The organism is Streptomyces sp. NPDC003691 (assembly GCF_053981115.1).
This window is the reverse complement of record NZ_JBSFNQ010000002.1, coordinates 201,440-214,374: the sequence shown is the minus strand read 5'-3', so window position 1 is coordinate 214,374 and position 12,935 is coordinate 201,440. Positions and strand designations below refer to the sequence as shown.

Below are 12,935 nucleotides of genomic sequence, written 5' to 3'. Positions count from 1 at the left end.
CCCGGACGTTACCCACCGGTAGTCGTTCCGGGTAGAGGGTTCCGGCCAGATGTTCCGTGCGTCACACCCGCCGTCGGCATACCGCAGATCCTCCGGGCACGACCTGGTCCCACGGTAGTCCACCGGTACCGCAACCCGGAAGAACGGCAGGTCCGCCGCGCGGAGCGGGCCCCGCGGCCCGGCCGGACGCCCCGGATACGACTTACGCTGATCAGCGGGGCCGGCCGGAGTCAGGGGAGGGTGTACGGGTGGGTACCAGAATCAATGTCGTCAGCGATGTGCACGGCAACGCGGCGGACCTCGCCCGGGCGGGCGCCGGGGCCGATGCCCTGATCTGCCTGGGCGACCTCGTGCTCTTCCTCGACTACCACGACCATTCGCGCGGGATCTTCCCCGACCTCTTCGGCGTCGAGAACGCCGATCTGATCGTCTCCCTGCGCACCGCCCGCCGCTTCGACGAGGCCCGGGACCTGGCCCGCGGCCTCTGGGCCGGACTCGGGCTGGGCGAGGGGGGCCGGGAGGCGCTGATCGAGGGAGCCGTCCGCCGCCAGTACGCCGAGCTGTTCGCGGCCTTTCCCACCCCGACCTACGCCACCTACGGCAATGTCGACATCCCGGCGCTCTGGCCCGAGTACGCCCGCCCCGGCGTCACCGTCCTCGACGGCGAGCGCGCCGAGATCGGCGGACTGGTCTTCGGCTTCGTCGGCGGCGGGCTGAGCACCCCGCAGCGCACGCCCTACGAGATCTCCGACGAGGAGTACGCGGCGAAGGTCGAGGCGCTCGGCGAGGTCGACGTGCTCTGCTCGCACATTCCGCCGGAGGTGCCGGAGCTGACCTACGACACGGTCGCCCGCCGCTTCGAGCGCGGCAGCACGGCCCTGCTGGACGCCATCCGCCGGACCGCGCCCCGGTACGCCCTCTTCGGCCATGTCCACCAGCCGCTGGTGTCCCGGATGCGGGTCGGCGCGACCGAGTGCGTCAATGTCGGCCACTTCGCCTCGACCGGGCGGCCGTGGACCCTCCGGTGGTGACGCCCGGCCGCCGCCCCGCGTGATCGTCCGGGGCGTGGACCGGGGGCGTCCCCGGTCGCGATAGCCTGCACACCACATATTCACCCCTTCACCCCGGGACGTACGGCATGGGCCCGTGTCCCGGCCGGGTACCGGTACCGCACTGTGAGGAGCCGCGGCGATGGCGGAACACACCAGCTCGAGCATCATCATCGACGCGGCGCCCGCCGAAGTGATGGGCGTGATCGCCGACTTCGACCGCTACCCCGAGTGGACCGGCGAGGTGAAGCAGGCCGAGGTGGTCGCGCGGGACGCCGAGGGGCGGGCCGTGGAGGTCCGGCTGGTCCTCGACGCCGGGGCCATCAAGGACGACCACACCCTGGCGTACACCTGGAGCGGTGCCGACGAGGTGAGCTGGACCCTGGTGAAGTCGCAGATGCTGCGCGCCATCGACGGCTCGTACACCCTCCGCCCGGTGGACGGCGGCGAGCGCACCGAGGTCACCTACCGGCTCACCGTGGACGTCAAGATCCCCATGCTCGGGATGATCAAGCGGAAGGCCGAGAAGGTCATCATCGACCGCGCCCTTGACGGGCTGAAGAAGCGCGTCGAGAGCGGATCCGCGCACTGATGCGTACGGTCCTCGTCACCGGGCTCGGCGGCGCGGGCCGTACCACCGTCGCGGCGGCGACCGCACTGGCCGCCGCCCGCGACGGCCGCCGGACCCTGCTGCTCTCGCCCGGGCCGGGGGAGGCGCTGGCGGCCGTCCTCGGACTGGACGCGCCGCCGTCGGCCGTGCCCGGCGAGGCCGCTCCCGGGCTGCGGGTGGCGCGGATCGACGCGGGGGCCGACTTCCGTACCGAGTTCCTCGCCTTCCAGGAGCGGGCCGGGGCGGCCCTGGAACTCCTCGGCGCGGCCCCGCTCGCGGGCGAGGAGCTGACGGAACTCCCGGGCAGCGGCCAGTTCGCCCTGCTCCGGGCGATCGCCCGGCATACCCGCGGGGATACGGCACCCGATCTCGTCGTGGTCGATCTGCCGCCGCTGGCCGAGACCGTCGCCCTGCTCGCGCTGCCCGGCCAGCTCCGCCGCTACCTCCGCAGACTGCTGCCGGCGGAACGGCAGGCGGCCCGCGCCCTGCGGCCCGTGCTGGCCCAGCTCGCCGGGGTGCCGATGCCCGCGCAGTGGCTCTACGACACCGCCGCGGGCTGGGACCGCGATCTGGCCGCGGTGGAGGACCTGCTCGCCGCGCCCGGCACCGGTCTGCTGCTGGTCGCCGAGCCGACCCCGGCGGCCACCGACGCCCTGCGGGCCGCCCGGCCGGGGCTGGCGCTGCACGGGCTGCGGGTCGCCGCGCCCGTCGCCAACCGGCTGCTGCCCGCCCACTCCGCCGACCCCTGGCTGGCGGGCCTCACCGCCGAACAGAACAAATGCCTCGACGAATGGGGCGAGTGGACGGAGTGGGGCGAGGTGCACCGGGTACCGCATCTGGGGCGCGAGCCGCGCGGCGCCGACGACCTGGCCCGGCTGGCGGTCCCCGTGCCGGATCCGGTGGCCCCGGCGGACGGCCCCGGAGCCACCGGGGGCCTCGGGGACGTCGAGGACCGGCGGGCCGGGGACGGGATCCTCACCTGGACCATCCCCCTGCCGGGCGCCACCAAGGACCGCCTCGGTCTGGTCCGCCGCGGCCGTGAACTCGTCCTCACCGTGGAACCGTTCCGCAGGATCGTTCCCCTGCCGTCCGCGCTCCGCCGCTGCACGGTCACCGGCGCCGCACTCGCCGACGGTGTGCTCACCGTCCGGTTCACCCCCGACCCCGGGCTCTGGCCCGAGCGGGACTGAACGCTTCCCGCGGGGTCGGGTACCGTCGAAGGAGACCACCCGACGCGCCTGTGCAGGAGTACGAGATGAGCGATGCCACCGGACGTCCCGCCGACGCCGACGTATCCGCCGACCCCTGGGGCGACGCCTGCGCCGAGGACCTGGAGGCGGAGAAGGCCCGCCGCCGTGCCGAGTACGGCACCCCGCCCGGTACGCCCGCCGACGAACTGCGCAAACTGTTCGGCGCCGTCGCCGACAAGGTCACCGAGTTCCAGTCCTCGATCCCCGGGATGGCCGCGCAGAGCGCCGTCCAGCAGTTCGTGAACCAGGCGAAGTCGGCCGTGGAACCGGTCATCGAGCGCAACCCCCGGGTCTTCGACCATCTCGCCGCTGCCGGGGGCGAACTCCTCGCCGCCTACCGCTCCGCCGTCCAGGGCCAGGAACAGCGCTGGACCCGTGGCGCGGCCACCGGGAAGCCGGACGACGACGCACCCCGGGGCGACAAGCCCCACGAGGACGGACCCGGCGACGGACGCGACGACCGACGTGACGACGGGCGCGACGACGGCCCGGCCGGCGGCGAGAAGATCGACCTCGACTGACGATCCGCAGGAGCTTCCCTGCCGGGCCCGGCCGGTCACAACCGGTGCCCCGGTGATCACACCCGGCCGCAAAGCGTTCCCGCTCCGGTACGGTTGCCCCCGTCCGGGCTCGAACCGATCGCAGGGACAACAGGGACACATGGCACTCACCATCGGCGTTGACATCGGCGGAACGAAGATCGCGGCGGGCGTGGTCGACGAGGAGGGCACCGTCCTCGACACCCACACCGTCCCCACCCCGCCGACGGCCGACGGAATCACCGACGCGATCTGTGCCGCCGTCGACGGCGCCCGGACGAGCACCGGCGGGGAGATCGCCGCCGTCGGGATCGGCGCGGCCGGATACGTCGACGACAAGCGCGCCACGGTGATCTTCGCGCCCAATATCGACTGGCGTCACGAACCCCTGAAGGACAAGGTCGAACAGCGCGTCGGCCTGCCGGTCGTGGTGGAGAACGACGCCAACGCGGCCGCCTGGGGCGAGTACCGCTTCGGCGCCGGCCAGGGCCATCACGATGTCATCGTGATCACCCTCGGCACCGGTCTCGGCGGCGGCATCATCATGGGCAACAAGCTCCGCCGCGGACGCTTCGGCGTGGCCGCCGAGTTCGGCCATGTCCGGGTGGTGCCCGACGGGCTGCTCTGCGGCTGCGGCAGCCAGGGCTGCTGGGAGCAGTACGCCTCCGGGCGGGCGCTCGTCCGCTACGCCCGCCAGCGGGCGGCCGCCACCCCCGAGCGCGCCGGGATCCTCCTCGGCCTCGGCGACGGCACCGTCGACGGCATCCAGGGCCAGCACATCAGCGCCGCGGCCCGGCGCGGCGACACGGTCGCCGTCGACTCCTTCCGGGAGCTGGCCCGCTGGGTCGGGGCCGGGCTCGCCGATCTGGCGTCCCTCTTCGACCCGTCGGCGTTCATCATCGGCGGCGGCGTCTCCGACGAGGGCGAACTCGTCCTCGACCCGATCCGCAAGTCCTTCCGCCGCTGGCTCGTCGGCTCCCAGTGGCGCCCCCACGCCCAGGTCCTCGCCGCCGAACTCGGCAACCGCGCGGGCCTGGTCGGCGCGGCGGACCTGGCCCGCCAGGGCTGACACTCCGCCGGATCCTGCGGGGTCGTGTGCCGACCGCCGGGGGTGCTCTCCTCCGGTGCGCTCCGGGCCGGGCGCCCCCCCGACCGAGCTCCGGCAGGGGCAGACGGTGGTCCGGGGACGGCCCGATGGCCGGGGCACCCGGGCCTGTCGCCGCCGGGAACGTTCGCCGCCCCGGCCGGGGACTCCTGCGGAGAGCCACACCCCGGCGGCCCCGCTGTTGTCAGAATGGGGCGCATGCCGATCAGCGCGATGCCCAACTCCCTTACGCATACCGACGGATCCGTAGTCGTCCGGGCGCTCAGCTACAACGTCCGCTCGCTCCGGGACGACGAGGACGCCCTGGCCCGGGTGATCCGTGCCTGCGCCCCCGACCTGGTCTTCGTTCAGGAGGCGCCACGGTTCTTCCGCTGGCGCAAGCACGCCGCCCGGCTGGCGTCGAAGACCGGTCTCGTGGTGCTGTCCGGCGGGGCGACCGCCGCCGGGCCCCTGCTGCTGTGCTCGCTGCGGGCGACGGTGGACCGGACCGAGGACGTACTGCTGCCGCTCACCCGCGGGCAGCACCGCCGGGGCTTCGCGACCGCGGTCGTACGCTTCGGGTCGTCCGCCCCGCTCGGTGTGGTGAGCTGCCACCTCAGCCTGCATCCCCGGGAACGGTTCGCGCAGGCGGGAATGCTGCTGGACCGGCTCGCGGGGCTCGGTACGCCGTACACCGTCGCGGCGGGCGACATCAACGAGGAGCCGGGCGGGCCGGGCTTCCGGCGGCTTGCCGCCGGGCACCAGGACGGCTGGCGGACCGCGCCCTGGGGCGGGGAGCACACCTTCCCCCAGGACGCCCCGCGCAAGCGGATCGACGCCCTCTTCGCCAGCCCGGCGGTCGAGGTGCTGGCCTGCGGAGTGCCTTCGGAGCTGCCGGGAGTGACCGGGGCGGACCTCCGGGCCGCCACCGATCATCTGCCGGTCCTCGCCGCACTCCGGATCCCGGCCGCCGCCGGCAACTGAACCGGACACCGCTCGCGGACACCGGTCCGGCGCCGGCCGGTGGACCAGCGGTGTCTGATATCCGCGGCGGCGGACCGCGCCGAGGGGCGCTCACCGCCGGACCCTTCATTGCCGGGTCGCTCCGGGGGACGGGCCGCTCACGGGCCCGCCATCAGCCCGTTCGCCAGCCGCTCGGGGCCGCTTTCACCGGGTCCGGTTCATCGTGGGCGACGGCCGCGGACCGCGACTTCCGGGGCCGCGCCGGACCGGCCCCGGGCGGGTCGCCGCGGAGCCCCGGGCACCTCGCGCGGCCCGCCCCGCCGTGGCCCTGTTGCAGCCTCCGGCCGGATCCGGCCGGGCTCGGTCAGACCACCGCGCCCCGCCCCGGGTCCTCGTCCTCCTCGTCGTCGCCGTCGGCCATCCGGGCCACCAGTGTCGCGAAGCCACCGAGGAAGCCGCCCACCGAGAGGGTGGTCAGCCACCACGTCATATCCCACTGGAGCAGCACGGCGATCAGCATCAGGACCGGTCCGCCGACCACCGCGAGCCATGCGAACTTCGCCGTGACATCGGCCTCCGGCAGCGGCGGCGGCTCGGGCGGCACGAAATGGCCCTCGTCGCTCTCGTCGAGGTCGTCCTCCTTGGCCTCGGCGACCGAGTAGTCCCGGGGGCCCGCGCCGCCGACGCCCGGCGCGAAGGTGACGGAGCTGCCGAGCCTGGGCACATCACCCGGCCCGGCCGCCTCCCCGCCGTCCGCGCCGGAGTCCTCCGCCGCGGGCGGATCCGGCTCGTCGGCCGTGTTGCGGCCGGGCCCGGGCACCGGCTTCCGGTTGATCTGGCCCTCCAGCGCCGCCAGGTCCTCCACCGATTTGAACGGCTTGGCCCCCGGCGGGTCCGGCGGCTCGTCCCCGTACCCCGCGACGATCGCGGCCCAGGCCGCCTCCTCGTCGATGGGCTGCGGTTCGCGGTCGGCGTCGTGTTGTTCAGCCACCAGTCGAGCTCCCCTCCGTCTGCTCCTGCGGAGCGAGCCGGCCGATGAACGCGTAACTCCTGTCGAAGATCTGCTCCGCGTCATGGTCCAACGTCGCGACGTGGTAGCTCTGTTCCAGCACGACCTCGGTGACATCCGTGGACGACACCCGGCTCAGGATCCGGGCCGAGTCGGCCGGGGAGACCACATGGTCGGCCGCGCTGTGGAGCAGCAGCAGCGGCTGGGTGACCTGCGGCAGCTCGCCGTCGACCAGCGCCGTGAAATTCCGCAGGGAGTGCGCGGCACGCACCGGCACCCGGTCGTACCCCACCTCCAGCACACCCGGCTTGGCGATATCGCTGGCGATACCCGGGCCCGACCGGACGATGTGCCGCAGCAGCGGGAGCAGCGCCGGCTGGAGCCCGTGGAGCCGGTTCAGCGGATTGACCAGGACGATGCCCCGGATCGCGTCGCCGTGCCGGGCCGCCAGGCGCAGGGTCAGCGCGCCGCCCATGGAGAGCCCGAAGACGAAGACCGCCGAACAGCGGGCGGTCAGCTCCCGCAGCTCGCGGTCGACCTCCGCGTACCAGTCCTGCCAGCCCGTGAGCTGCATGTCCTGCCAGCGGGTGCCGTGCCCGGGCAGCAGCGGCAGCGAGACGGTGAGCCCGCGCTCCGCCAGATACTCGGCCCAGGGGCGCAGGGACTGCGGGGAACCGGTGAAGCCGTGGCAGAGCAGGACGCCGATCTCACCGCCCTCGTGGCGGTACGGCTCGGCTCCGGGGAGGACCGGCACCGGAATCTCCTTTCGGGGGGCGGGGCCGCGGGCGGCGGCCCCGGGCACGGGGTGGCGGAGCACGGTGGCTCGGAGGGTCTACTTCACGGTACGCGACGGGACTGACACCGACCAGGTCCGCCGCCCCGGCGGTCCGGCGGACACCCCTCCGCCGGCCAGGCCCGCCACCCCTCCGCCGCCGGCCCGGTCCGCTGTCCGTTCGCCGCCCGGCCGCCCGGCGCTCCGTGACCGGCCCCGGTGCGGGGAGACCCGACCCCCGTCGGGTTAAGGTCTGGACTACAGCAACAGGAGGCATTCGAGTTGATCTACGGCGCTATGAAGTTCTCCGTCGGAGGGGGCCTGAAGCTCGCCTTCAGACCCTGGGTCGAGGGATTGGAGAACGTACCCTCCGAGGGGCCGGCGATCCTCGCGAGCAACCACCTCTCCTTCTCCGACTCCTTCTTCCTGCCCGCGGTGCTGGACCGGAAGGTCACGTTCATCGCCAAGCAGGAGTACTTCACCTCTCCCGGGGTCAAGGGCAAGCTCACCGCCGCCTTCTTCAAGGGGGTCGGCCAGCTCCCGGTGGACCGCTCCGGCGCGCGCGGCGCGGGCGAGGCGGCCATCCAGGCCGGAATCAAGGTCATCGAGAACGGCGGGCTCTTCGGTATCTACCCCGAGGGCACCCGCTCCCCGGACGGCCGCCTCTACCGCGGCAAGTCCGGCGGACTGGCCCGGGTCGCCCTGGCGACCGGCGCCCCGGTGATCCCGGTCGCGATGATCGACACCGAGAAAATCCAGCCGCCCGGCAAGGTCGTCCCCAAGCTGATGCGCCCGGGCATCCGGATCGGCGCACCGCTCGACTTCACCCGCTACCAGGGCCTGGAGAGCGACCACTTCATCCGCAGGTCGCTGACGGACGAGGTGATGTACGAGATCATGAAGCTTTCCGGCCAGGAGTACGTCGACATCTACGCCACCGCCGCCAAGCGACAGCTCGCCGAGGAGAAGAAGGCGGCGGAGAAGGAAGCGGCGGAGCGCAAGGCCGGCGAACGGGCGCAGGCCGCCTGAACCGCCGCTCCGGCGGCCCGTACCGGGGGGGTACGGACGCCGCACGGCCCGCGGTGAGCAGGAGCAGGGACACGGGGGGAACGGGGATCATGGCCAAGCGCGAGCGGGTCGTACGGATGTCGGTCGAGCTGCCGCTGTGGCGCGCCCTCGCGGGCTACCGGGTCCTGACGATGCTCTACGCCCTGCTGCTCCTGCCGCTCAACCCGGACAAGTTCGAACGGCCCTGGGTGGCGTACGCCTATCTGGCCTTCCTGACGGTCTGGACGCTGGCCACCCTCCCGTACGTCCGCAACGCCGCCGCCTGCACCCGGCCCTTTCTCGCCGCCGATCTGACGGTCGCGCTCACCGGCATCATGCTCACTCTGGTCGCCGACGCCGACGCCCAGCGCATCGACGGGCCGACACTGCCGTCGATATGGACCGCCGGTGCCGTCCTCGCCTTCGCCCTCAAGGGCGGCTGGCGGTGGGCCGGTTTCGCCTCGTCCCTGGTGGCGGTGGCCAATATGGTCGAACGCGGCGACCCGACCGGGGACACCTTCCACAACGTCCTGCTGGTCTGGGTGGCGTCCATCGCCATCGGATACGTCGTCGAGGTCGCCCGCGCCTCCGAACTCACCCTCGCCCGGGCCCTGGAGATCGAAGCGGCCACCCGGGAGCGCGAACGGCTCGCCCGCGATATCCACGACAGTGTGCTCCAGGTGCTGGCGATGGTCCAGCGGCGCGGTACCGCGCTCGGCGGCGAGGCCGCCGAACTGGGCCGGATGGCGGGGGAGCAGGAGGTGGCGCTGCGCACCCTGGTCTCCAGCGGGCTGGTCCCGTCGAGCCGTGCCTCGGAGGACGCCTCCCGGGGCGCCCTGGTCCGGGCCGTCGACGACGACGGGCCCGCTGCGGGGCGGTACGGGGACGGCGGCGAGGAGCCCGGCGAGTGCGATCTGCGGTCGCTGCTCGCACCCCGGACCGGGGCCCGGGTGACGCTCTCCGAGCCGGGCGCCCCGGTGCTGCTGCCCGCGGTCGCGGCGACCGAGCTGGCGGCCGCCGTCGGTGCCGCGCTGGACAATGTGGAACGGCACGCCGGGGACGGTGCCCATGCGTGGATCCTGGTCGAGGACTGGCCGGACGAGGTGATCGTCACGGTCCGGGACGACGGCCCGGGGATCCCGGAGGGGCGGCTCGCCGAAGCCGAGGGGGAGGGCCGACTGGGGGTCGCGCTCTCCATCCGGGGCCGGCTGCGGGATCTGGGCGGCACCGCCGAGCTGATCTCGGTCCCGGGGCAGGGCACGGAAGTCGAGTTGAAGGTCCCGCGGGCCGCGGGGACCTCCAGGGGGAAGGACGGAGCATGACGGAGCAGGTACCGCAGCCGGGAGCGGTCCGGGTGATGGTCGTCGACGACCATCCCATGTGGCGGGACGCCGTGGCGCGCGATCTGGGTGCCGCCGGGTTCGACGTGGTCGCCACCGCGGGCGACGGACAGCAGGCCGTCCGCCGGGCCAGGGCCGTGGTGCCCGATGTGCTCGTCCTGGACCTCAACCTGCCGCTGAAGCCGGGGGTGCAGGTCTGCAAGGAGCTGGTGGCCGCGCTGCCCGGACTGCGGGTGCTGGTGCTCTCCGCCAGCGGTGAGCACGCCGACGTACTGGAAGCGGTGAAATCGGGCGCCACGGGCTATCTGCTGAAGTCGGCGAGTACGGAGGAGCTGGCCGACGCGGTCCGGCGCACGGCCGACGGCGACCCGGTCTTCACCCCCGGCCTGGCCGGGCTGGTCCTCGGCGAGTACCGGCGGCTGGCGACCGATCCGGCCCCCGCCGCCGGGCCGGGCGACAGCAAGGCGCCCCGGCTCACCGACCGCGAGACCGAGGTGCTCCGGCTGGTGGCCAAGGGTCTGTCGTACAAGCAGATCGCCGAGCGGCTGGTGATCTCCCACCGCACCGTCCAGAACCATGTCCAGAACACCCTGGGCAAGCTCCAGCTGCACAACCGCGTCGAACTGGTGCGATACGCCATAGAGCAGGGCATCGACGTCCCGGACGACCCCGCCGCGGCCGGCGGTACCGCGGGCTGAGCCGCCCCCGGAAGGGCCCGGCGCGGCCCCCGGGGGCGTACCCGGCAGTGGTCCGAGCAGCTCCCCTCGTACGGGTGAAATACGGCCCAAAGCCCGGCGAAAGCCTCCGGGCCCGCAACCCCGGTCCACCGCGCTGACCAGGGCTTCGAACGCCGCCTACCGCAGGGGGATTGACCCTCACCGCCTACTCGTAGTGACCTGGATCACGATTAGCGTGACGGTCCTAGGGCTCATCTGGCGAAGGGATTTCTTCCATGCGCGTCGGAGTACTGACCGGAGGCGGGGACTGCCCCGGCCTCAATGCCGTCATCCGCGCCGTCGTCCGCAAAGGCGTCCAGGAGTACGGGTACGAGTTCACCGGCTACCGGGACGGCTGGCGGGGACCGCTCGAGGACGACACCGTTCCGCTCGGCATTCCCGCCGTCCGGGGCATCCTGCCCCGCGGCGGCACCATCCTCGGTTCCTCGCGCACCAATCCGCTCAAGTCTCCCGACGGCATCCGCCGTATCAAGGAGAACCTGGCCAAGGCCGAAGTCGACGCACTGATCGCGATCGGCGGCGAGGACACCCTCGGCGTCGCCGCCCGGCTGCACGACGAGTACGGCGTCAAGTGCGTCGGGGTCCCCAAGACCATCGACAACGACCTGTCGGCCACCGACTACACCTTCGGCTTCGACACCGCCGTCGGCATCGCCACCGAGGCGATCGACCGGCTGCACACCACCGCCGAATCCCATATGCGCGTCCTCGTCGTCGAGGTCATGGGACGGCACGCCGGCTGGATCGCCCTGCACTCGGGCCTGGCCGGCGGCGCCAACGCCATCCTCATCCCCGAACAGCGCTTCGACCTCGACCAGGTCTGCGCCTGGGTCACCTCCCGCTTCAAGGCCACCTACGCACCCATCGTGGTGGTCGCCGAGGGCGCCATGCCCAAGGACGGCGAAGTGGTCCTCAAGGACGGGACGCTCGACTCGTTCGGACACGTACGCCTGTCCGGCGTCGGCGAGTGGCTGGCCAAGGAGATCGAGAAGCGCACCGGCAAGGAAGCCCGGACCACCGTCCTCGGCCATGTCCAGCGCGGCGGTACGCCCAGTGCGTACGACCGCTGGCTGGCGACCCGGTTCGGGCTGCACGCCATCGAGGCCGTACGCGACGGCGACTTCGGCCTCATGGTCGCCCTCAAGGGCACGGACATCGTCCGGGTCCCGATCGCCGAGGCGACCGCGAAGCTGAAGACCGTCGACCCCGCGCTCTACGAGGAGGTCGGGGTCTTCTTCGGCTGACCGCGGCCGGACCGGACCGGCCCCGGCCCGCCGGTCCGGCCGCCCGGCACCGGTCGCACCCCGTCTCCGCGACCGGTCGCCCCCGTACCGCCCGTTCCCGTGCCACGTGCCCGTGCCACGTGCCTCTGCACCATGTGCTTCCGCACCGCCCGCTCTCCGTACCGAGCGCGCCGCGCGACGACCGGCGCGTCCGGCCGCGGGTCGCCCCCGGGGTTCGTATAGTCGCCCCGGAAGCGGCCCGCGGCCACCACGGCCCCGGGCGCCGGGCGGACGGGAGACACCGCGTGGAGATCCTCGCCTTCGGAGTGCAGGCCGACGAGCGGCCGCTGATCGAGAAGGCCTTCGCCGGACGGTTCCCGGTCCGCTGCCTGGACGTCTTCCTCAACGCCGACACCGCGCCCATCGCCGCGGGCCACCAGGCCGTCTCCACCAGCGTCAACGCCGATCTCGGCGCCGATGTGCTGCGGACCCTCGCCGCCGGGGGCACCCGGATGATCGCCCAGCGCTCCACCGGCTTCAACAACATCGACCTCGACGTCGCCGCCGGACTGGGGATGACGGTCGCCCGGGTCGAGACCTACTCCCCGTACTCCGTCGCCGAATTCGCCTGGACCCTCGCCACCGCCGTCAACCGCCGCATCGTCCGCGCCGCCGGACGCACCCGGGACTTCGACTTCCGGCTCGACGGACTGATGGGCCGCGACCTCCACGGCCGGACCGCGGGCGTCCTCGGCACCGGCCGGATCGGCGCCGCCTTCGCCCGGATCGCCCACGGCTTCGGCATGCGCCTGCTGGGCTGGGACCTCGCCGAGAACCCCGACTGCACGGCCCTCGGTATGACGTACACCGACCGGGAGCACCTCTTCGCCGAGGCCGACCTGATCAGCCTGCACGTCCCGCTGCTCCCCGACACCCACCACATCGTCGACGCCGCGGCTCTCGCCGTGATGAAGGACGACGCCGTCCTGATCAACACCAGCCGCGGCGGACTGATCGACACCGAAGCCCTCGTCGGCGAACTGCGCCGGGGCCGGTTCGGCGGCGTCGGACTCGACGTCTACGAGGCGGAGGCCGGGCTCTTCTTCCTCGACAAGTCCCTGGAGGCGGTCGCGGACGACACCCTCGCCCGGCTGATGACCTTCCCGAACGTCCTGGTCAGCTCGCACCAGGCGTACTACACGGAGGACGCCGTCACCCAGATCGTCGAGACCACCGCGCGGAACGTCTCCGACTGGGCGGCGGGCCGCCGGTCCGGGAACGTCCTCGTCCCGGCGGCCCCCGCCCCCTGAGT

13 protein-coding genes are annotated in these 12,935 nt (G+C 73.2%); 11 read left to right on the top strand and 2 right to left on the bottom strand.

All coding sequences use genetic code 11. From position 1 onward, the window contains the following. Positions 1 to 248: 248 nt before the first annotated feature. The 6 genes from ACWDR0_RS02035 (at position 249) to ACWDR0_RS02010 (ending at position 5,516) form a co-directional block, all read left to right on the top strand. Positions 249 to 1,031 (top strand): metallophosphoesterase family protein, encoded by a 783-nt coding sequence (locus ACWDR0_RS02035; protein ID WP_456349640.1) that lies wholly within the window; start codon positions 249 to 251, stop codon positions 1,029 to 1,031. Positions 1,032 to 1,191: 160 nt separating this feature from the next. Then, positions 1,192 to 1,641, top strand: coding sequence for an SRPBCC family protein (locus tag ACWDR0_RS02030; RefSeq protein ID WP_456349639.1), 450 nt, complete (start codon positions 1,192 to 1,194; stop codon positions 1,639 to 1,641). Then, on the top strand, positions 1,641 to 2,849 hold the full coding sequence (locus ACWDR0_RS02025; RefSeq protein ID WP_456349638.1) for an ArsA family ATPase: 1,209 nt from the start codon (positions 1,641 to 1,643) through the stop codon (positions 2,847 to 2,849). The genes ACWDR0_RS02030 and ACWDR0_RS02025 overlap by 1 nt, the downstream gene beginning before the upstream one ends. Positions 2,850 to 2,914: 65 nt before the next feature. Next, a complete protein-coding gene (locus tag ACWDR0_RS02020; RefSeq protein ID WP_456349637.1) occupies positions 2,915 to 3,430 on the top strand; it encodes a DUF5304 domain-containing protein in 516 nt (171 codons plus the stop codon). 139 nt (positions 3,431 to 3,569) lie between these two features. Continuing rightward, positions 3,570 to 4,517 (top strand): ROK family glucokinase, encoded by a 948-nt coding sequence (locus ACWDR0_RS02015; RefSeq protein WP_456349636.1) that lies wholly within the window; start codon positions 3,570 to 3,572, stop codon positions 4,515 to 4,517. 234 nt (positions 4,518 to 4,751) lie between these two features. Further along, positions 4,752 to 5,516, top strand: coding sequence for an endonuclease/exonuclease/phosphatase family protein (locus ACWDR0_RS02010; protein WP_456349635.1), 765 nt, complete (start codon positions 4,752 to 4,754; stop codon positions 5,514 to 5,516). Positions 5,517 to 5,859: 343 nt separating this feature from the next. Here the strand turns inward: ACWDR0_RS02010 and ACWDR0_RS02005 are convergent, their stop codons facing one another. Next, the gene (locus ACWDR0_RS02005) at positions 5,860 to 6,486 is read right to left on the bottom strand and encodes a hypothetical protein (RefSeq protein WP_456349634.1); all 627 of its coding nucleotides are present in this window, start codon (positions 6,484 to 6,486) and stop codon (positions 5,860 to 5,862) included. Further along, the gene (locus ACWDR0_RS02000) at positions 6,479 to 7,258 is read right to left on the bottom strand and encodes an alpha/beta hydrolase (protein ID WP_456349633.1); all 780 of its coding nucleotides are present in this window, start codon (positions 7,256 to 7,258) and stop codon (positions 6,479 to 6,481) included. The genes ACWDR0_RS02005 and ACWDR0_RS02000 overlap by 8 nt, the downstream gene beginning before the upstream one ends. 300 nt (positions 7,259 to 7,558) lie before the next feature. Between ACWDR0_RS02000 and ACWDR0_RS01995 the strand changes: the two genes are divergently transcribed. The 5 genes from ACWDR0_RS01995 to ACWDR0_RS01975 all read left to right on the top strand — a co-directional run bounded on the left by ACWDR0_RS01995 (position 7,559) and on the right by ACWDR0_RS01975 (position 12,933). Next, positions 7,559 to 8,305, top strand: a complete 747-nt coding sequence (locus ACWDR0_RS01995) for a lysophospholipid acyltransferase family protein (RefSeq protein WP_456349632.1) — start codon at positions 7,559 to 7,561, stop codon at positions 8,303 to 8,305. Positions 8,306 to 8,394: 89 nt separating this feature from the next. Next, on the top strand, positions 8,395 to 9,645 hold the full coding sequence (macS, locus tag ACWDR0_RS01990; protein WP_456349631.1) for a MacS family sensor histidine kinase: 1,251 nt from the start codon (positions 8,395 to 8,397) through the stop codon (positions 9,643 to 9,645). Next, positions 9,642 to 10,361 carry a response regulator gene (locus ACWDR0_RS01985; RefSeq protein WP_456349630.1) on the top strand — a complete coding sequence of 240 codons (720 nt, stop codon included), beginning with the start codon at positions 9,642 to 9,644 and terminating at the stop codon, positions 10,359 to 10,361. The genes macS and ACWDR0_RS01985 overlap by 4 nt, the downstream gene beginning before the upstream one ends. A gap of 254 nt (positions 10,362 to 10,615) precedes the next feature. Beyond that, on the top strand, positions 10,616 to 11,644 hold the full coding sequence (locus tag ACWDR0_RS01980; protein ID WP_456349629.1) for a 6-phosphofructokinase: 1,029 nt from the start codon (positions 10,616 to 10,618) through the stop codon (positions 11,642 to 11,644). Between the two features lie 284 nt (positions 11,645 to 11,928). Then, complete coding sequence (locus ACWDR0_RS01975; RefSeq protein WP_456349628.1) at positions 11,929 to 12,933, top strand: 2-hydroxyacid dehydrogenase; 1,005 nt, start codon at positions 11,929 to 11,931, stop codon at positions 12,931 to 12,933. Positions 12,934 to 12,935: the final 2 nt, after the last annotated feature.